At 72.7% G+C, this 19,117-nt stretch carries 13 protein-coding genes; 11 read left to right on the top strand and 2 right to left on the bottom strand.

Going from position 1 to position 19,117, the window contains the following annotated elements; translation table 11 throughout:
* Positions 1–23: 23 nt before the first annotated feature.
* On the bottom strand, positions 24–1,661 hold the full coding sequence (locus tag ACFSL2_RS15330) for an oxygenase MpaB family protein (protein WP_377198693.1): 1,638 nt from the start codon (positions 1,659–1,661) through the stop codon (positions 24–26).
* A gap of 266 nt (positions 1,662–1,927) precedes the next feature.
* Here ACFSL2_RS15330 and ACFSL2_RS15325 point away from each other — a divergent pair, with 266 nt between their 5' ends.
* The 7 genes from ACFSL2_RS15325 (at position 1,928) to ACFSL2_RS15295 (ending at position 12,124) form a co-directional block, all read left to right on the top strand.
* The gene (locus ACFSL2_RS15325) at positions 1,928–2,530 is read left to right on the top strand and encodes a sigma-70 family RNA polymerase sigma factor (protein ID WP_377198692.1); all 603 of its coding nucleotides are present in this window, start codon (positions 1,928–1,930) and stop codon (positions 2,528–2,530) included.
* Positions 2,527–4,212, top strand: coding sequence for a hypothetical protein (locus ACFSL2_RS15320; protein WP_377198691.1), 1,686 nt, complete (start codon positions 2,527–2,529; stop codon positions 4,210–4,212). Before ACFSL2_RS15325 ends, ACFSL2_RS15320 begins: the two co-directional genes overlap by 4 nt.
* A 199-nt stretch (positions 4,213–4,411) precedes the next feature.
* Positions 4,412–5,533, top strand: coding sequence for a hypothetical protein (locus ACFSL2_RS15315; protein ID WP_377198690.1), 1,122 nt, complete (start codon positions 4,412–4,414; stop codon positions 5,531–5,533).
* Positions 5,534–5,600: 67 nt separating this feature from the next.
* Positions 5,601–6,947, top strand: a complete 1,347-nt coding sequence (locus ACFSL2_RS15310; RefSeq protein ID WP_377198689.1) for a M18 family aminopeptidase — start codon at positions 5,601–5,603, stop codon at positions 6,945–6,947.
* Positions 6,948–7,366: 419 nt separating this feature from the next.
* On the top strand, positions 7,367–8,860 hold the full coding sequence (locus tag ACFSL2_RS15305; protein ID WP_377198688.1) for a helix-turn-helix domain-containing protein: 1,494 nt from the start codon (positions 7,367–7,369) through the stop codon (positions 8,858–8,860).
* Positions 8,857–9,609: an HAD family hydrolase gene (locus tag ACFSL2_RS15300; RefSeq protein WP_377198687.1), complete on the top strand. Its 753-nt coding sequence runs from the start codon at positions 8,857–8,859 to the stop codon at positions 9,607–9,609. The genes ACFSL2_RS15305 and ACFSL2_RS15300 overlap by 4 nt, the downstream gene beginning before the upstream one ends.
* A gap of 211 nt (positions 9,610–9,820) precedes the next feature.
* On the top strand, positions 9,821–12,124 hold the full coding sequence (locus ACFSL2_RS15295) for a sodium-translocating pyrophosphatase (RefSeq protein WP_377198686.1): 2,304 nt from the start codon (positions 9,821–9,823) through the stop codon (positions 12,122–12,124).
* A 73-nt stretch (positions 12,125–12,197) separates the two neighbouring features.
* Here the strand turns inward: ACFSL2_RS15295 and ACFSL2_RS15290 are convergent, their stop codons facing one another.
* The gene (locus ACFSL2_RS15290; protein WP_377198685.1) at positions 12,198–12,776 is read right to left on the bottom strand and encodes a DinB family protein; all 579 of its coding nucleotides are present in this window, start codon (positions 12,774–12,776) and stop codon (positions 12,198–12,200) included.
* Between the two features lie 130 nt (positions 12,777–12,906).
* Here ACFSL2_RS15290 and ACFSL2_RS15285 point away from each other — a divergent pair, with 130 nt between their 5' ends.
* The 4 genes from ACFSL2_RS15285 to ACFSL2_RS15270 all read left to right on the top strand — a co-directional run bounded on the left by ACFSL2_RS15285 (position 12,907) and on the right by ACFSL2_RS15270 (position 19,074).
* A complete protein-coding gene (locus tag ACFSL2_RS15285) occupies positions 12,907–15,591 on the top strand; it encodes a M14 family zinc carboxypeptidase (protein WP_377198684.1) in 2,685 nt (894 codons plus the stop codon).
* A 178-nt stretch (positions 15,592–15,769) separates the two neighbouring features.
* The gene (locus ACFSL2_RS15280; RefSeq protein ID WP_377198683.1) at positions 15,770–17,371 is read left to right on the top strand and encodes a M20/M25/M40 family metallo-hydrolase; all 1,602 of its coding nucleotides are present in this window, start codon (positions 15,770–15,772) and stop codon (positions 17,369–17,371) included.
* 67 nt (positions 17,372–17,438) lie between these two features.
* On the top strand, positions 17,439–17,771 hold the full coding sequence (locus ACFSL2_RS15275) for a CD225/dispanin family protein (protein ID WP_377198682.1): 333 nt from the start codon (positions 17,439–17,441) through the stop codon (positions 17,769–17,771).
* Between the two features lie 79 nt (positions 17,772–17,850).
* Positions 17,851–19,074: a hypothetical protein gene (locus tag ACFSL2_RS15270; RefSeq protein ID WP_377198681.1), complete on the top strand. Its 1,224-nt coding sequence runs from the start codon at positions 17,851–17,853 to the stop codon at positions 19,072–19,074.
* Positions 19,075–19,117: the final 43 nt, after the last annotated feature.

Genomic DNA, 19,117 nt, shown 5'->3' with positions numbered 1-19,117 from the left:
TGGTGACCTGAGCGCCTGACACGTCAGCGGGGGTCTGACCGGTAGGTCGCGAGGATCGCGTCGCTCCGGCGTCGGCCCCACCGGTCGAGGCGCTCGCGGCCTCGCCGGCCGCGGCCGAGCACGTGGTACCGCCACACGTTGAGCGGCAGCAGGTACGCGTGCGCCCACGGCGGGCGCAGCGGCAGGCCGAGCTCGCGCATGCTCCGCACCCCGAGGAACGCGGTCAGCATCGACAGCAGCCGCTCCCGCTCGAACCGGGCCCGCCAGGGCTGCCACCAGGACGGTCCGCGGTAGGTCCGGTCGGCCTGCGCCGCGACCAGTGCCTGGGCGAGGCGCGGCCCTGCCTCCGAGATGCCGTCCTGCGCGAGCAGCACGTGGTAGTTGAGCCGGTGCCGTGCCCACTCGTCGTCGACCAGGAAGTCGGGGTGCACCCCCAGCAGGTGCCCCACCCACTTCCACAGGTGCATCAGGGCCCGGCTGTCCGACGGCGGGATGGGCACCCCGAGCGCCCGACAACCCAGGATCAGGGTGCCGTCGAACAGCCCGAGCGTCGCGGCCTGGTCCGCCTGGTTGATCGGCAGTCCCCAGTGCGCGATGTCCCAGCCGTCGGGAGGTGTGCGGTCGGGGCCGGTGCCGACAGGTTCCGTGGAGGCAGGATCTGCGCCGTCGGGTTTCGTGGAGCCACGTTTCGTGGAGCGAGGATCCGTGTCGTCAGCTTCCGTGCCGTCAGGTTCCCGACGGCCGAGGAGCGACGCGTTGACGAGGGCGTGCATCGCCCGGACGTGCGCGGTGGCCCGCCAGGCGGTGCCGTAGGGCCGGAGCGCTCCGGGCTCGGACAGCGCGATCGTCCACTCCTGGGTCTCCGCGAGCCGCCGCAGTGTGCTGCCGGTCAGTGCACCGGTCGCCGCGAGCACGTCCGTCGGGCCGCCGAACCGGTACCCGCCGACCAGTGAGAGCTGCAGCAGCACGTCGGCCTCGTTCTGACCCAGGCGGCGCTGCACGGCGGCGCCGGCCTCGACGAGGTCCCAGTCCACCCAGGCGGGCACGGTGGTGACCTCGTCGAGGAAGCGGCGCAGCGCGTCGGGGGCGCGCGGCCGCTCGGTCACGTGCTGGGGCTCCGCGCTGAGTTCGGTCGGTTGCTGAGGCTGCGCGCTGAGTTCGGTCGGTTGGTATGAGATCGGTCGGTTAATGGACCGATCTCGTCCCATCCGACCGAACTCATGCTCAGCCCCGTGCATCCGACCGAACTCATCCTCAGCATCGTGCAACTGGCCGAACTCACCCTCAGCACCGAACTCACTGTGCATCCGGCCGAACTCGCGCTCGGCGGGCCGCCCTCGCTCCCGCGTCCGCGTAGCCTCCCTGGCCGGACTCGCCAGCGCTTCCCGGAGCTGCCGGTGCGTCACCCGCCCCGGCGTCCCGGCCGGCAGCCGCATGGCAGCGGCGAGTGCGGCCCCGGCGTCGTCCTCCTCGAGGAAGGCGCGGCCGATCCGGTCCAGCAGCGCCTCGTCGATCTCCCGCTCCGTCCGCCCGAGCAGGCGCAGCGGCCGGCCGATCCGGACCCCGCGCGCCTCGGCGGCGCGGAACCGGCGGGGGTATGCCGCGGCGGGTCGCCCGATGTCGTCCGCCGCATCCGCGTCCCTGCCCACGATGCTTGCCATGTCCCCCTCCTGCCCCACCAAGATGCCGCCAAGTCCCCTAACCGCAGGCTCCCCGGGTGGGCTGACTTGTGTTCAGCAGGCTCTGCCGAGCCATAACCCACCCGATAACGGTCGCATGGCGCCTGCTGAACGGGGGTCAGCCCACGGCCACCGACACAGCCGTCCGGGCAAGGCCGCACTCCCGGAGACATTCAGTGCTGGTCGGCCCCCAACCTGGCGGCGGGTTGGTTCGTCGGTACGTTCAAGACAGCAGGAAGGAGCCGGCAATGGGCTGGCACGAAGACCTGGAGACGCTCGTCGCGCGGCGTGGCGGCGTGCTCGTCGGATACGCGTACACGCTGTGCGGCGACATCCGGCAGGCCGAGGACCTGGTGCAGGAGGCGTTGGTCAAGTACTGCTCCCGTCTGGTGCGGCCGGAGGGACGGCGGGACCGGGCGACGCCGGGCATGCGCGCCGTGCCGCTGGACGGCCCGGAGCGTCGGACCGACCGCTGGGTCGACGGCCGGGCCGTCGAGTTCGCGGAGGCCTACGTCCGGCGCACGGTGCTGAACCTGTACCTGGACGGTTGGCGCCGCAAGAAGAAGTGGGCCGTCATCGAGCCACGGGTCGCCACGGACGACCGGGTGCGCTTTCCCGACTCGGGCGTCACGGCCCGCGCGGACGTCGTCCAGGCTCTGGCCCGGCTCTCGCCCCGGCAGCGGGCGTGCGTGGTGCTGCGCTACTTCGAGGACATGACCATCGAGCAGGTGGCGGAGACGCTCGGGAACGCCCCGGGCACCGTCAAGCGCCACCTGCATGACGCGCTGCGGGTCCTGCGGGACGTGCTGGAACCGGCCGGAACGGCCACGGCAGAGGGAGTATTGCGATGAACCGGCACGACGACGGCACGGGTCAGGATCACGGCTGGGTGGATCCGGCGGAGGCCGGGCTCCTGAAGCAGACGTTCGGCGCGATGGCCGGCGGGATCGACCCCGCATCGCCCACCGGTCCGGCCGCGACCCTGACGGCGATGAGCAGGCGGGTGCGGCGGCGTCGGACGGCGAAGCTGGGCGGGATCGGCGGTGGCGCGTTCGCGCTGGCGGGCGCGCTGGTGCTCGGGGCGGGGCAGCTCGCGCCCCCGGAACAGGAAGTGCTGCTGCCGGGCGCGCCGGCGTCCACAGCGGAGTTCGAGCTGCGGGACGGCTACCAGCCGCCGTGGCTGGACTGGAGCGACCTGACGTGCGGCATGCCGGTGGCCGACCTGGAGTCGACGGCGCCCGGCTGGTCGGTGGAGGCGGCAGGCGACCTCTACGCCCGGACGGCCGACCTGGGGGGCGAACCGACGACGTCGTGGGGTATGGCGTCGACGCTCCACGAGGGTCAGGGCGCGCTCGACGCGGCCCCGGTGCTGGTGTGGAGCCGGGACGGCGTGGTGCTGGACCTGGGGCCCGACGTCTTCGAGGCGCCAGGCCGACTGTCCGCTCCGCTCCTGGGCGGTGGCCCCGACGCCGTCGCTGCCGCGGGGAGCTCGGGGTCGACGTGCGCGCCGACATCGAGCGGCGCCGAGGCGACCTACCGGGCACCGCTGCCCGAGGGGGACTACGAGGTGCGGGTGGTCGCGTTCCCGCAGGCAGCCTCGGGGGACCTGTCCACGGTGGTGAGCGAGCCGGTGCCGGTGCGGATCGACGCCGAGGGCGCGCACGGCCGGGGCGATCCGCGCGACGGCGGATCGGCCGTCGAGTTCCCTGAGCCGGTCAAGGGTGAGGTCTCGCGGTTCGAGCTGGACCGCGGCACGGAGTGGACTGCTGCGGAGCTGACCCAGCGCGGGTACTTGTCGGACACCCGGATGCTGATCACCGGCCAGTGTGCGGGCGGGGATCCGGAGGCCGCCTTCGAGGCGGAGCTGGTCCTGCCTTCCACGGGCGAGAAGATCGGGGGCACCACGATCAGCTGTGACGGGTTCGAGGCAGGGTCGGCCGTCGAAGTCCCGCAGAGTGGTGGTGAGGCCATCGACATCCGCCTGTCCGAGGTGCCCGACGGCGTCTCTCGGCTCTGGGTGTCCCTCCAGCCGGAAGCACCGGTCGGCGGGGAAGCCGCTGGCGAGTGCTCGGCGAGCGGCTTCGAGCCGGAGTTCGTCCCCGGCAGCTCGCTGACCGGGAGCACTGCGGCCACCGCCGGGTCCATCGTGCTCGCGGCGACGGACTGCGACACCGATGCCCTCGTCGCGTTCGCGGAGGACTACGGGACGGAGCTGATGTCCGGCGCCGAGACCCCGGAGCAGACCTTCGCCCTGCCCGAGGAGCCCGGCACGGAGCACTACCGGACGCTCGCCGCGCTGCTGACCGGCACCGCGGCAGCGATCGTCGACGAGGGCACCGCCGACGCGACCGTGGTCTGGCCCCGCGTCGCGACCGAGGAGTTCCGCGACTCGGACGAGGCCTGGGCCGAGGTGGTCGCCGCCGGACTGCTCTCGGCTGAGGAGGCCGACGCCCAGCGGGCGGACGGCTACCAGGGTCCGCAGGTCGGCATGAACCTGGCGGGTGACTGGCTGTACTACTCCGCCGGCGACTGATCCACGATGCCCGCGAGGTGGCGCGTCGCTCTGCAGCGGGAACGCAGCGTCGGCGCGCCACCTCGCGGACTTGTCGGGGAAGCGCGCCGGATCCGAGACGTTACCCAACGGTCCGGAGGCATCGGGCGTCCTAGGGGGTGAAAGCCAGGGCAACACTGGCGGACGCGATCGGCGGTGCCGGTCACACCAAGGAGGCCACATGAGCTACGACGACAACCACGGTCAGCACGACGGCAGGATGGGTCCGGCAGGTTCGACGACGACGGCGCCCGCTGCGGCACGCCGACTCCGGACGGTGCGGACAGCCGCCGTCGGCGGCGGTGTGCTGGCCGTGATCGTCGGATCCGTCCTGGGCACGACGCAGTTCGCGGCGGCCGGTCTGCCCGCGGCACTGCCTGCCTGGTCGGAGCAGCCGACGGCGGAGCGCCCGGCGTCCGGCGCGGACCAGCCGGAGCTGCTGGCCGGTACCGGTCTGGAGTGCGGGGCGAACATTGCCGACCTCGGCTTCGCCGAGGAGGTGCGACTGGCTGCAACCGGCGACCTGAGCACCGAGTCCGTGCACTACGAGGGCGCGTGGTCCACCTACTCCGCCCTGCCGTTGCGGGCGGCCGACGCCGCGGGCGCCGACGCGCCGGAAGACGACCTGAACTCGCCCACGTTCGTCTGGGTCGACCAGGACGGCACGGTCGTCGACCTCGGCGGCTGGGACGAGTACCCCATGGACCTCGCACACGAGGACAGCGGGCCGCAGGCCCATGAGGACAGGACGTCGTCCTGTGCGCCCGAAGGAGCCGAGCAGTGGCTCGCCGACGGCGCCTACGACGTCTACCCGATGACCGTCGAGTACTCGTCGGGCACGCTCGTGGCGGGCGACCCGCTGCCGGCGACGATCGTGGACGGCGAGCCGCGGTGGGCACCGGGCGGCCAGGAGGCGCCCGTGCCGTTCGACCTGCCGGGGAACCCCGACCAGACGCTGCTCTCCGAGCACGCGCTCGGCAGCGTGGTGGTCGACCGCACCGGCCAGTGGGAGCGGCGCGACACCTATCGGGTCGTCCGGCCCGCGGCCGACCTGGTGGAGGGTGAGCGGTACGAGCTCCAGGCGCGCTGCACGTCGTCCGACCCGGACGACAAGGTCGCGTACCGGCTGGTCGGCGCGTGGGGCGAGGTCACCGGCGAGATCCCGTGCGACGGGCACGACAGCACGGACGGGCCGTGGGGCTACACGCACCCGGCGGTCCTGGGCAGCCCCACCGGTGTCGAGCTCACGGACGTGCCCGGCGGCGTCGCGCTCGCCTACGTCCGCCTGGCTCTCGCCGGCTGAGCCTCCTGACCGGCTGAGCCTCTCGACCGGCTGAGGGGCTCAGCCGGCGGGGCGACATAATGGCTCGGTGACTGCCCAGACATCTCCCGCCCGGCCCGTCGACCCCGTCCAGCCCACTGTCGTCCCGGAGGCGGCCCGCGAGCACGCCGCTGACCTCGGCGCCTTCGTTGCGGCATCGCCGTCGTCCTACCATGCGGCAGAGGAGGCAGCCCGGCGCGCCGAAGCGGCAGGTTTCACCCGCCTCGCCGAGGACGCCGCCTGGCCCGTGACCCAGGGCGGGCGCTACGTGGTGGTCCGGGACGGCTCGGTCATCGCGTTCGTCGTGCCCGACGCAGCCGGCCCGACCACCGCGTTCACCATCGTGGGCGCCCACACCGACTCCACGGGCTTCAAGCTCAAGCCGAAGCCGACCACCCACGGCGCGGGGGGCTGGTGGCAGGCCGGCGTCGAGGTGTACGGCGGGCCGCTGCTCAACTCCTGGCTCGACCGCGAGCTGGAGCTGGCCGGGCGGATCGTCACGCACGACGGCACCGAGCACCTCGTCCGTACCGGCCCGATGCTGCGCATCCCGCAGCTCGCGATCCACCTGGACCGCGGCGTCAACGACAACGGGCTGACCCTGGACAAGCAGCGCCACACCCAGCCCGTCTGGGGGCTCGGGGACGCGGAGAGCGCCGACGTCCTCGCGGCGCTCGCGGCGGACGCCGGCGTCGACCCGGCCACGATCGGCGGGTACGACGTGGTGCTGGCCGACACGCAGCCCGCCCGCGCCTTCGGCGCCGGTCAGGCGCTGCTCGCGTCGGCGCGGCTGGACAACCTGCTCTCCACCCACGCGGGGCTGACGGCCCTCCTGCGGGCGCAGACGGCCCCGGCGGCGGGGACGGCGTCGATCCAGATGTTCGCGGCCTTCGACCACGAGGAGATCGGCAGCGCGTCCCGCTCGGGCGCGGCCGGCCCGTTCCTCGAGGAGGTGCTGGTGCGCGTCTCGACCGCCCTGGGGGCCACGGCGGACGAGCGGGCGCGCGCGTACGCCGCGTCGCTGCACGTGTCGTCCGACGTCGGGCACGCCGTGCACCCGAACTACGCCGAGCGGCACGACCCCGCCAACCACCCGGTGGCCGGCGGCGGCCCCATCCTCAAGATCAACGCGAACCAGCGCTATGCCACCGACGCGCACGGCGCGGCCGCGTGGAGCGTCGCCTGCGCGACGGCGGGGGTGCCGACCCAGGAGTTCGTCTCCAACAACGTGCTGCCCTGCGGTTCGACGATCGGACCGATCTCCGCGACCCGTCTGGGCATCCGCACCGTGGACGTCGGGGTGCCAATTTTGTCGATGCACTCGGCCCGCGAGCTCACCGCCGTCGTCGACCCGTGGTTCCTCGCCCGTGCCATGGCGGCCGTTCTCGCTCGCTGAATCGTCGAATCCTCCCGGAACCGGGTGGATGCGCCGCTAATCGGAGTGACCTGCGCTTATGCATGTTTCGTTGGTTGTGTCCTGGTCTAATATAGGTGCAATTCGGGCGCTAGTTGGACGTTTGTCCAAAAAAGATCAGGGCTGACCTGCGAAAACGTACGATCTAGGTTGTCCATCGGTCTGGAAGAAAATACCTAGTACCGTCCGGATGCATGGACCTCAGGGGGGTGATACCACTGTGGTCATCCGAGCCGTGAACTCGGCAAAAGAGAAATGCCGGACCTCAGGAGCCCCCGTTGCCTCGTGCCACCGTTCGCACTTGTGCCCGATGCGGTTGTGTACTCAGCCGTTACAACTCCGAAGCGCGGTGCGCCGCATGTCGGCGCACCGAGTCAGTTCCAGTTGTCTCCCTCCCCAGCGTGCCGACGCGGGTCTGGCAGGACGAAGCGGTCCGGTCTGCGCTCGCCGACTGGGACTTCGGTCAGGTCAGCCGCATGGTGCGCCAGCTCGTCCCCCTGCGTCAGGAGGACGTGGCGGCCCTGACCGGGCTCAGCCAGTCGTACCTGTCGATGCTCGAGTGCGGTGACCGCCGTCTGACCGACGTCTCCCGCGTGGTCCAGTTCCTCACCGGGCTGGGCACGCCACCGGACCTGGTCCGTCTCCCGCTCCCGGGCATCAGCCCGCTGCCCGACGCCGCTCCGGCGCGCGCCGCCACGTCCGGCCAGCAGGCGGCACCGGAGCCGGTGACGCCCACGGCCCCGGACCCCACGCTGCCGTGGACGGCGGACCGCATGCTGACCGCGCTCCGTCTGGCGCACGTCGCCGACAACACGGCCGACTGGCTGCCCACGGACGCCAACGGCCCCGTGTCGGCGACGGCGATGAGCGACGCGGCAGGGACCGACACCCCCCGTCCGGCATCCGGCATCGCGCTGAACTCGATGATCCAGCGCTGGGACGCCGAGCAGGCCGAGCCGTTGCGCCGCGCCACCGCGGGCACCCGCGTCTCGCACGAGCTCTGCGGGCACCTGCAGGGCACGCTGGACGAGCTGCGGGTCATGGACAAGGGATCGGGCAGCGGTGCGGTGGCGGATCTGGCCCGCGCCCACCTCGCCCTGGTGGTCCGGGTCCTGGAGCGCAGCACGTACGACGAGGTGACGGGCCGCCGACTGACCGCGGTCGCCGCCGACACCGCCACGCAGGCCGGCTGGTTCGCGTTCGACGCGGGCCGCGCGGACGCGGCCCGCGCCTACATGCTCGCCGGCCTGCGCGCCGCGCACGCGGCGGCGGACGACCGGCTCGGCGCCGGTGCGCTCTCGTACCTCGCCATCCACGGGTACTCCAGCGGCGACCCGCGGGATGCGGTCCGTGCCGCCGAGGCCGGTCGCCGTCGGATCGCGCGTCTCGACGCGCCGCACCTGTCGGCGACGCTGCTCACCCGCCAGGCGCGCGGCCACGCCGCCGCCGGCGAGGGCGAGGCGGCGCGCCGGGCCCTCGGCGAGGCCTCGGAGCTGTGTGCCCGGGGCCGGGGCGAGGACGACCCGCACTGGCTGTACTGGATGAACGAGGGCGAGATCCACGGGCAGTCCGGATCGGCGCACCTCGCGCTCGGCAACACGGCGCGAGCCGTCGAGAGCTTCGCGCACGCGATCCAGGCGGAGCGCGCGGGGGAGCGCCGGACGCACGGGCTGTTCCTGAGCCGGGCGGCGCAGGCGCACGCCAGGGCGGGAGACCTCGACGCGGCCTGCGCCACGGGCGACGAGGCCGTGAGCATCGCGGAGACCGTGCAGTCCGCACGGCTGCGGGAGCACCTGCGAGACCTGTCGGCCGATCTCCGGCGGGGCGGGTCGTCGCGACGGTCCGGGGTGGGCGCCCGGGTGCTGACCGAGCGGATCGCGGCACTGGCGTCGTGACCGCACCGGTCACCTCCCGCGGTGCCGCCAGGGCCCTCGTGCTCTGGGACATCGACCGGACGCTCGTCTACGTCGGGGAGGTGGACCGGACGGCATACCGGGAGGCGTTCGCCGAGGTCGTGGGTCGACCCGCCGAACGCCTCCCGGCGAAGGGCACCGGTGTGACCATGCCGCTGGCCATCCGGGGGCTGCTGGAGGACAACGGGGTGGGCGAGCGCGAGGCGGCCGAGCTGCTGCCGCGCATGCTCGAGGCGGTGCCGCTGCGCTTCGCGGCGCACGCCGAGAACGTACGGCGCCTCGGCTCCGTGCTTCCCGGCGCCATGCAGGCGCTCAAGGCCGTCGCGGCCGAGCCGGACCTGGTGCCGACCGTCGTGACGGGCAACCTCGAGGCGAACGCCCTGATCAAGCTCCGTGCCTTCGGCATGGACCGCTACGTGCACGCCGCGCTGGGCGGGTACTCGTCCGACGACGCGCACCGGCCGGCCCTCGTGGCGATCGCCCAGCGCCGGGCGGGCGACCGGTACGACAGCACGTTCGACGCGAGCAACACGGTCATCGTCGGCGACTCGCTGGAGGACGTGCGCACCGGGCTCCAGGGCGGTGCGCACGTGATCGCGGTCGCCTCGGGCACGACGCCCGCGGACCGGCTCGCCGCGGCGGGTGCGGACGTGGTGCTGCCCGACCTCACGGACGCCGCGCGGCTGCTCCAGGAGATCCGGGACCTCACGGACAGCGCCGGGCCGCAATAGATGCATTCGAATCGGTTTCTCTAGGCGCGACCAGATCCAAAGAGTGCGCGACCGGATCCAGATAGTGACTGTCGTCACATGTGGGTAGACTCTGGTCTCTTCCCGCCATCGACGTTGCCGGCGGGGTGCATAGGCCTTGCCCGGGTCAACCCCGTGCAGGGCAAGACACTTTCTGGGGGGGACCTTCCCCGGAGCTCGTCGAGGAGGACGAATGCTCGAAGACGGCATTGTTTTCGGCGCAGGCAGCTACACCACCGTGGCGGTGATCGCCGTCATCGCGGTTGCCGCACTCGGGTGTGCGTTCGTGCTGCGTCGCCAGGTGCTCGCGGCACCTGATGGAACCGCCAAGATGCAGGACATCGGCCAGGCAGTGCAGGAGGGCGCATCCGCCTACCTGAAACGACAGTTCCGCACGCTGGTGCTCTTCGCCCTCGTCGTGTTCGGACTGCTCTTCCTGCTGCCGGGCGAGAGCGGCGTGCGGATCGGACGCTCCATCGCGTTCGTGTTCGGTGCCGGCTTCTCCGCCGCGATCGGCTACCTGGGCATGTGGCTCGCGGTGCGGGCGAACGTCCGCGTCGCCGCGGCCGCCACCCGTCCCGGCGGGCGGGCCGAAGGCGCCCGGATCGCCTTCCGCACCGGCGGTGTCGTCGGCATGTCCGTGGTGGGTCTCGGTCTGCTCGGCGCCGCGCTCGTGGTTCTCGTGTACGACGTCGACGCGCCGGCCGTGCTCGAGGGCTTCGGCTTCGGCGCCGCGCTGCTCGCCATGTTCATGCGGGTCGGCGGCGGAATCTTCACCAAGGCCGCCGACGTCGGCGCCGACCTGGTCGGCAAGGTCGAGCAGGGCATCCCGGAGGACGACCCCCGCAACGCGGCCACCATCGCGGACAACGTGGGCGACAACGTGGGCGACTGCGCCGGTATGGCCGCCGACCTCTTCGAGTCCTACGCCGTGACCCTCGTGGCCGCCCTGATCCTCGGCAAGGCCGCGATGGGCGAGCAGGGTCTCGTCTTCCCGCTCATCGTCACGGCGGTCGGCGCGTTCGTCGCGCTGCTCGGGGTGTTCATCACCCGGGTCCGCGGGTCCGAGAGCGGCCTCACCGCGATCAACCGCGGGTTCTACGTCTCCGCCATCGTCGGCGCCGTGCTGGCCGGCATCGCGGCCTTCGCCTACCTGCCGTCGTCGTTCGACCAGCTGACGGGCACCGCGGACCTCTCCACCGTGACCGCCGACCCACGTGTCGTGTCCGCGCTCGCCGTCCTCATCGGCGTGGTGCTCGCCGGCGTGATCCTCTGGGTGACCGGCTACTTCACCGGCACGGACAAGAAGCCGACGCTGCACGTGGCCGCGACCTCCCGGACGGGGGCGGCGACCGTCGTCCTCTCCGGTATCGGCGTGGGCTTCGAGTCGGCCGTGTACACGGCGGGCATCATCGCCGCCGCGATCTGCGGCGTGTTCCTGCTGGCCGGCGGTTCCGTGCCCCTCGCACTGTTCCTCGTCGCCCTCGCGGGCTGCGGCCTTCTCACGACGGTCGGCGTCATCGTCGCGATGGACACGTTCGGTCCGGTCAGCGACAACGCCCAGGGGATCGCCGAGATGTCCGGCGACGTCGACGAGGAGGGCGCGCAGATCCTCACCGACCTGGACGCCGTCGGCAACACGACCAAGGCCATCACCAAGGGCATCGCGATCGCGACGGCCGTGCTCGCCGCCACGGCGCTGTTCGGCTCGTACGCCGACGCCGTCTCGCACGCCCTCGCCCAGGTCGGCGACGCCGGCACCGGGCTCGTGACCTCGATGCTCAGCTACGAGATCATCTCGCCGGTCACCCTGGTGGGCGTCATCCTCGGTGGTGCGACCGTGTTCCTGTTCTCCGGGCTCGCGATCGACGCCGTGACGCGCGCCGCGGGCGCCATCGTGTTCGAGGTGCGTCGCCAGTTCCGCGAGCACCCCGGCATCATGACGTACGACGAGCGCCCCGAGTACGGCAAGGTCGTCGACATCTGCACGAGGGACTCGCTGCGCGAGCTCATCACGCCGGGTCTGCTGGCGGCGTTCGCGCCCATCGCGGTCGGTTTCGGGCTCGGCGTCGGGCCGCTGGCCGGCTTCCTGGCCGGTGCCATCGGGGCCGGCGTGCTCATGGCGATCTTCCTGGCCAACTCGGGCGGGGCCTGGGACAACGCGAAGAAGATCGTCGAGGACGGGAAGTACGGCGGCAAGGGGTCTGACGCCCACGCCGCCACGGTCATCGGCGACACCGTCGGTGACCCGTTCAAGGACACGGCCGGTCCGGCGATCAACCCGCTCATCAAGGTCATGAACCTCGTGGCCCTGCTCATCGCACCCGCGGTGGTGGCGATGAGCGTGCCGGCCGACGCCAACCACGCGCTGCGCATCGGCATCGCCCTCCTGGCGGCGGCCGTGGCGTTCGGTGCCGTGATCTGGTCCCGCATGCGCGCCTCGCGCGTCGACGCGGAGCAGCAGGCGGAGCAGGACCGCGCGGAAGCGATCGTCTGACACCGAGGTAGCACCGTGGCGGGACGAAACGGGACCTCCCGTTCCGTCTCGCCACGGTGCTGTCGCGGCGGGTCTACTGGCCCACCCGCCCGTCCAGGCACTCGCGCAGCAGGTCGGCGTGCCCGACATGGCGGGCGTACTCCTCGATCAGGTGGACCAGGATGTCGCGGATCGGGATCTCGTCCGTGCCGCGCAGGACCGTCCGGCCCAGGTCCGCCTCGGGCAGCGCGGCCAACCACTGGTCGGCCGCCGCCACCTCGCGGCGCCAGGTCGCCCAGGCCTCCTCGACGACGGCGGGGTCGGCGACGACACCGTCGAAGTCGGCGTCCGGGTGCTCCTTCGACTTGCCGAACAGCCGGGGCGTGTCCGCCTGGCCCTGGAGGATGCGGCGGAACCAGCTCTGCTCGACGTGCGCGAGGTGTCGCACCAGCCCGAGCAGCGACATGGTCGACGGCGGGACGGACCGCCGGGCGAGCTGCTCGGCGTCGAGCCCTTCGCACTTCATCTCCAGCGTGATCCGGTACTGCTTGAGGTAGTTCCAGTACGTCTCCTTCTCCCCGACCGGCTTCGCCAGCGCCTGGCGCGGGTCGTCGTCCGGGTCCGTCCACATGTCGGGGTAGACGGTGGCGGAGGTCCAGCGTTCTGTCGTCATACGCTCAGTGCACCGCCGGGCGTCCGCCCGGTCAACGGTATTGCCGTCCGCCGGTGAGGTCGCCGTCCGGCGTTCCCCTCGGCCCGGATCGTGCGCCAGAATTGGCCGACTTGCCGCTGGGGAGAGACCTTTGCTCGTTCGTACTCGTTCGCTCGCCGCGCTGACCGGTGCGGCGCTGACCGGCGTCGCGCTCGCCGCGGCCTCGCTGACCGCGCCCGCCGCCGCGCAGCCCTCCGGCGCGCCCGTGGACGGGCGAACCGTCGCGGGGGTGGCGACGGCCGGCCTGGGCCGTGGTGTCGAGGCGGACGTGCTCGCCGACCCGGCGGCGGGCGAGCAGGACCAGCTCGTCGAGCCGCCGGGGCCCCTGACGCCGCGCGGGGGTGCCGACGTGCGCATGCCGGCGTCATACCCGCACCAGCCGAACCTGCGCGTCTTCCCCCGGAACGACGCGGACGCCACCGAGCGGAACGGGACGGTCGGCCACGCCGACCTCGCACCACGCCTGACGCGGCTGATGGAGCGGAGCGACCGCGTGTCGACACAGGTGGTGGGCCGGTCGACGGAGGGCCGCGATCTGTACCTGGTCACGGTGACCGCGCCGGAGCGACGGTCCGAGACCGCCCAGCAGGCGGCGTGGCGGGCGGAGATCAAGGAGCGGCCGCAGCGCGCCGCGCGCGACCGCGACCTCCGGTCGGGGTACAAGACGCCGATCTGGATGAGTGCGAACATCCACGGCGACGAGTGGGAGGGTACGGACGCCGCGCTGCGGGTCATCGAGCGCCTGGCCACCACGGACGACGACGTCACGAAGCACCTGCTGGAACGGCACCGGATCGCCTTCAGCCTGACGCTCAATCCTGACGGCCGCACCCACGCGACCCGCTCGACGTCCCTGGGCCTGGACGCGAACCGCGACATGGTCACGCTCGCCACGCCGGAGGCGCGCTCGTACGTGCGCACCTTGCGGGCGGTGCAGCCGCTGTTCACCGCTGACTTCCACGGCTACACGGACGTGCTGCAGATCGAGCCGGCCGGCCCGCCCCACGGCGAGAACTACGAGTACGACCTGTTCCTCCCGCACGCCTACGCGATCGCGCGCCAGGCGGAGGAGGACGTTGTCGCCGCCGAGATCGACGGGAACACCTATTACGACCGCGACACCGGCGCCGTGGTCGCGAGGAACACGCGGTCCGTCAAGATCCCGTACCGGGACACGCCGTCGGGCTGGGACGACTACCCGCCCGTCTTCACCGCGCAGTACGCGTCGCTCCACGGTGCCGTGGCCAGCACGGTCGAGCTGCCGCTCGGACCGACGGGCCGGACCACCACGCGGGCGGACGCCGGCGTGAACACCGAGGTGGCGGTCACGACGATGACGTCGATGATCGACTACGTCCACACCCACTCGGACGCGATGCTCGCCGACCAGGTCGAGCTGTTCCGCCGCGGCCTGGCCGGCGCCCCCAAGGTGCCGCTGACGACCGAGAACGTCGGAGAGGTCCCCGGCCCCGACGAGTGGAAGCCGCTCTGGGACGCGGCTCACGACCAGGGCGCAGTGCGTCTGCCGCGCGCGTACGTGGTCCCGGCCGGCTCACGCCAGCGGTCGTCGAGCGACGCCGAGGACCTGGTGGACGCGCTGATGTTCCACGGCATCGAGGTGGAGCGGCTGGTGGCGCCGGCCCGGGTCGACGGCGCGACGTACCCGGCGGGGTCGTACGTGGTGGACCTGCACCAGCCGTTGCGCGGGCTGGCGAGCTCGCTGCTCGCCCTCGGCGCGGACATCTCGGCCGAGGTGCCCGCCATGTACGACATCTCGGCGTGGTCGCCCGGCTACCTCTGGGGCGCGACGGTGGAGCGGGTGGGCTCCACCACGGACCGCGCGATCGGCCGCACGGCCCCGGTGGGCCGTGCCCCGCGCGGGAGCGTCCCGCCCGGAGCCCGCTACGCCGCCTTCGACGTGGCCGGACTCCGGGACCACCGCGCTCTGAACGACCTCCTGGGGCAGGACGTGCCGGTGCGGCTGACGGAGGACGGCCGCGGTGTCGTCGGGCCACGCGGACTGCGGGCGGCCCGGGAGGCCGCCGCCACGTACCGCATCGGCTTCACGACCGCCTCGCGTGCGGAGTACCGGCTCGCGGAGCCGGCCAAGGACCTGACCATCGCGTATGCGGGTAACCAGGACGACCGGTTGTCGCTGCTGGCGCTCGGGTTCGACGACCTGGTGCCGGTCTCCGCGCGGGGCATCGCTGCGGATGCCGCCGCCGGTAATGCCACGGGACTGGAGGGCGCCGACGTGCTGTGGGTGGGTTCGTCCCTCGACCTGCCACCGGGCTCGGCGGGCGACGCCCGCGTCCGCTCCTGGGTGCGCGACGGCGGCGCCATCGTCGGGCGGGGGGCCGGCGCGTTCGCGGCCGCGGAGGCGTACGGGCTGGTCAGCGGTACCGCGGTGACGGGCGATCCGGCGGGCAACGGCATCATCGCCACCGGGACCCCCGGCGACGTGCTGGACGACCACCCGCAGCGCCAGGGCTTCGTCTACCCGGCGGTCTGGTTCACGGACCTGGGGACGGGCACGGCGGCGGAGCTGACCTACGGCGCCTTCCTGGCCGGTCACTGGCCCCGGACGGGCTCCGAGCGCGGGGGTGCCCCGGTCACGGGTCCCGGGCGCCGCGCCGCCATCGGGCAGGCTGCTGCCGTATCCGGCAAAATGGGACAGGCGCGGGCGTTCGTGTTCGGCACGTCGGTCTTCTTCCGTACCCACCCTCGAGGTGGCCTGAGCCAGGCGGCGACGGCCATCCACTGGGCTGCTCGGTGACCTCCCCGGAGGGCTCCGCGCGGCGGTGACCAGCATGACCCGGGGTATGTGGAAATCCACGTGCGAGCGCTATCGTCTGCGGTGTTGTGCTCCCGAACGCTCCGCGGTCCGCGGGTGCCGACGAGAGCCCCGACGCAGGAGCCCCCCTCGTGGGAGACCCGGAGCAGGAGAAGGTCCCGTGAGTGCCGACACCGACCCGACCGAGGCCATCCCTCAGGTCACGGCCGAGATGATCGCGAAGGCCGCAGTCCAGCCCGCCGCGTCACCGACCGCCGAGCCAACACCCGCGCCGATTCCCGTGGCGGGAGCGGAGCGGAACAAGGACCGGCCGGTCTCCGAGCAGCCGGGTGCACCGGACGCCGTGCTCCGTGACCAACCGGACGGGTCCGCCTTCGCCCCCGCGGAACCGTACGGCGAGCGGCACGCCTCGGCGGGACACATCGCGGCCGGGCACCTGTCCTCGCTCGTGCAGATCCCCACGGTGTCGTCCTGGGATCCGCAGGGCCTCGACCACGAGGCGTTCGCCCGCCACCGGGCCGCGCTCGCTGCCTTCTACCCCCGCGTGCACGCCCTGCAGAGCGAGCCGGCGGGCGACCACGGGCTGCTCTACCGGTGGCCGGGCCGGGGGCGGCAGGACGTGCTGCACCCGTTCCCGGTCGTCCTCGTCGCGCACCAGGACGTGGCGCCCGTCCAGGTCGCCGCCTGGCCCGACGACCCGTTCTCGGGCGAGATCCGGAACGGGGCGGTGCACGGTCGGGGCACGCTCGACGACAAGGGCGGGCTCGTCGCGGTGCTCGACGCCGTCGAGACCCTGCTCGGTGACGGCTTCGTGCCGGAGCGCGACGTCTGGCTGTTCTTCGGCGCGGACGAGGAGACGGCGGGCGGGTCGGCCGAGATCGCCGTCCGGCGGTTGTACGAGCTGGGGGTGCGGCCCTGGCTGGTGCTCGACGAGGGCGGTGGTGTGGTGACCGACGCCTTCCCCGGAGTGGACCGGCAGGCCGCCATGGTCGGCGTCGCGGAGAAGGGCCTGCTCGGGGTGAACCTGTGCACCACCGGCGTGGGTGGCCACGCCACGACGCCGGGCGGGCGGTCCGCCACGGCTCGGCTCGCCCGCGCGGTGACCCGGGTGAGCCGGAGCCGCTCCGCGGCGAGGATCAACCCGCCCACGGTCGAGATGCTGGAGCGGATCGCGCCGAGCGCCGCCGGTGGCAAGGGCCTGGGCCTCCGGCTGGCGACGAGGCTCGCCTCCGGCCCGTTCCGCAAGCTCGCCGCCTGGATGCTGGCCAACGGTGGCCCGGAGGCCTCGGCGCTGGTCCGCACCACCGTCGCGGTCACCGAGCTCGAGGGCAGCGCCGGGGCGAACTCGGCGGCGTCGTCGGCCCGAGCCCGCCTGGACGTCCGGGTGGCGCTCGGGGAGACGGTGGACCGGACCGTGGCACGGCTGCGCCGCGACGTGCGCGACAAGAGGGTGGAGCTCGAGGTCGTGGAGCGCAGCGAGCCCAGCGAGGTATCGCCCACGGACAGCCAGCAGTTCGCGCTGATCGGCGAGGCGATCGGTGCGTCGTACCCCGATGCGGTGGTGGTCCCCTGCGTGCTGCCCGCGGCGACCGACGCACGGACCTTCACCCCCATCACCGACCACGTCTACCGGTTCAGCCCGTTTGCTTTGTCGCGCGCGCAACGGCAGTCGATCCATGGTGTCGGCGAGCATCTGAGCGTCGATTCCCTGGGCCGCGGAGTGCATTTCTACCGCGAGGTGCTCCGCAAGATCCCTGGCTGACCTGCGCATTCAACAAATTGCCGAAATTGGACTAAGTTCTCCCTTTACGTAGGTGAGGGAGACGTCCATGAGCAGCTCCGCCGTGCCGCCCGGCGTGCCGGGCGGCTCACGCTCGCCCGTCAGCGTGAACGTCCACACCTATCCGGCGCAGCTGCAGTACCCACCGCGGTCGTATCTCGGGTTCGCCGTTCTGGTGACCATCTTCTGCTTCTGGCCCACCGGAATCGTCGCCCTGGTGAACGCGCTGCGGGTCAATTACCTGTGGAAGGCGCAGGAGCACGACAAGGCGCGCAAAGCGTCACGGCGCGCGCGCAACTGGGGCCTGGCGTCGCTCGCCATCGGAATCGTCGCCGTCGTGCTCGTGGTGTTCTGGGCGAGCATCACCTACCTGAGCGGGTAGCAACTTCACCCGCAGTTCGCCACCTATCACACGATCGCCCCTCCTGTCCTCGTGGGATTTGCGGGTAAAGTTCGCGGCTATGAGTGCGACACGGCGCAAGGGCTCGCGGGGCGGTCGTGCTGCGTCTCGCGCTGGTGGTCCCCCCGCAACCAATGCGCTCACCTGGGCGGAGAGTCTCGCGGCCGGGGAGCAGGCGCCCAGCGCCAGCGCTCTCGAGTGGGCCGAGGGCCTGACGGAGAAGGAGCCGGCGCCCAGTCCCTGGGGCAGCGGCGCGACCGGCGCCTCCCCCGACCCGGCCCCGGCCGACGAGGCGGGCAGCTCCCCCTGGGGGCCGGTGCCGACGCCCGCCGTGGCGGACGGCGACGGCGACGCCAACCCGTGGGGTTCCGTGACGGGTGCGGAGCCGACCGTGCCCCGTGGCCGCGGCAAGAACACCGGCGGGAAGGGCGGCAGGTCCGGCAAGTCTGGCAGGTCCAGGTCGAAGGGCAGGGCAGCCAAGGCCGCCGCGTCGGCTGCGCCCAAGAGCGAGACCGCGCCGACTCCGGCAGGTGGATTCCCGCTGAACATCGGTCCGGTGGCCGACGCTGCCCCGTCCGCGCCGCTGCCCGCCGTCGTCCCGTCCGATCCGCTGCCGGACGGCACGCCGCCCGCGCTGCCCGACCTGACCGGCGAGCCCGAGCCGCCGGATCAGCCCGGCCCGGCCGGAGCCGACCTGCCGAGCGAGCCCGACGCGCCGAGCCGCCCCGAGTCCCGGACGGCCGGCCAGAAGCGCACCAGAAGCCGCATCTCCGCCCCCAGTACCGCACAGCAGAAGCGCATCAGGAAGACGCTCCGCCGCGGGCTGCCCAAGGTGCTCGACCGGCCCCTCGTGCTCGCGCTGGCCGGCGTGACCGCTGCGGTGCTGGGCCTCGGCACCGGCTGGGGGATGACCTTCTTCCAGGAGGACGGCGTGATCTCGGCGGCGGACGCGGCGTCGTGCGCACAGACGCAGATGGCGTGGACCCAGGCCGCCAACGCGCAGTCGGCGATGGTCGCGGACCAGCCCGAGACGCTGCGCCGGGGGTTCATCAACGCCCGCAACGCGATGGAGGGCGTGACTCCGCCGGAGCCCATCGCGAAGGACTGGGCGGTCGCCTTCACCTACTACTCGACGGTGGCCAACAACATCGAGAAGGTGAAGCCGAACGACGGGCCGGCCGTGAGCTCGGCCGTCGGCGGTGCGCAGGAAGGGCTCGATACCGAGGCGATGGTCGAGGCGTTCGAACGGGTGCAGGACTACGTGGCGTCCAACTGCCGCAGCTAGCCCGCCCGGCACGCGTGGTGAGGGTGCCGGTTCTGCGGGCAGG

It is taken from the genome of Promicromonospora aerolata (genome assembly GCF_042682255.1).
Taxonomy (GTDB): Bacteria; Actinomycetota; Actinomycetes; order Actinomycetales; family Cellulomonadaceae; genus Promicromonospora; species Promicromonospora aerolata.
This window is presented reverse-complemented; position numbering and strand designations above follow the sequence as displayed.

Excerpts from the sequence above, each read along its gene's own strand:
- ACFSL2_RS15295 (WP_377198686.1), top strand. The coding sequence starts at position 9,821 with ATGCTCGAAGACGGCATTGTTTTCGGCGCAGGCAGCTACACCACCGTG.
- ACFSL2_RS15275 (WP_377198682.1), top strand. The coding sequence starts at position 17,439 with ATGAGCAGCTCCGCCGTGCCGCCCGGCGTGCCGGGCGGCTCACGCTCG.
- ACFSL2_RS15320 (WP_377198691.1), top strand. The coding sequence starts at position 2,527 with ATGAACCGGCACGACGACGGCACGGGTCAGGATCACGGCTGGGTGGAT.
- ACFSL2_RS15270 (WP_377198681.1), top strand. The coding sequence starts at position 17,851 with ATGAGTGCGACACGGCGCAAGGGCTCGCGGGGCGGTCGTGCTGCGTCT.
- ACFSL2_RS15325 (WP_377198692.1), top strand. The coding sequence starts at position 1,928 with ATGGGCTGGCACGAAGACCTGGAGACGCTCGTCGCGCGGCGTGGCGGC.
- ACFSL2_RS15290 (WP_377198685.1), bottom strand. The coding sequence starts at position 12,776 with ATGACGACAGAACGCTGGACCTCCGCCACCGTCTACCCCGACATGTGG.
- ACFSL2_RS15330 (WP_377198693.1), bottom strand. The coding sequence starts at position 1,661 with ATGGCAAGCATCGTGGGCAGGGACGCGGATGCGGCGGACGACATCGGG.
- ACFSL2_RS15315 (WP_377198690.1), top strand. The coding sequence starts at position 4,412 with ATGAGCTACGACGACAACCACGGTCAGCACGACGGCAGGATGGGTCCG.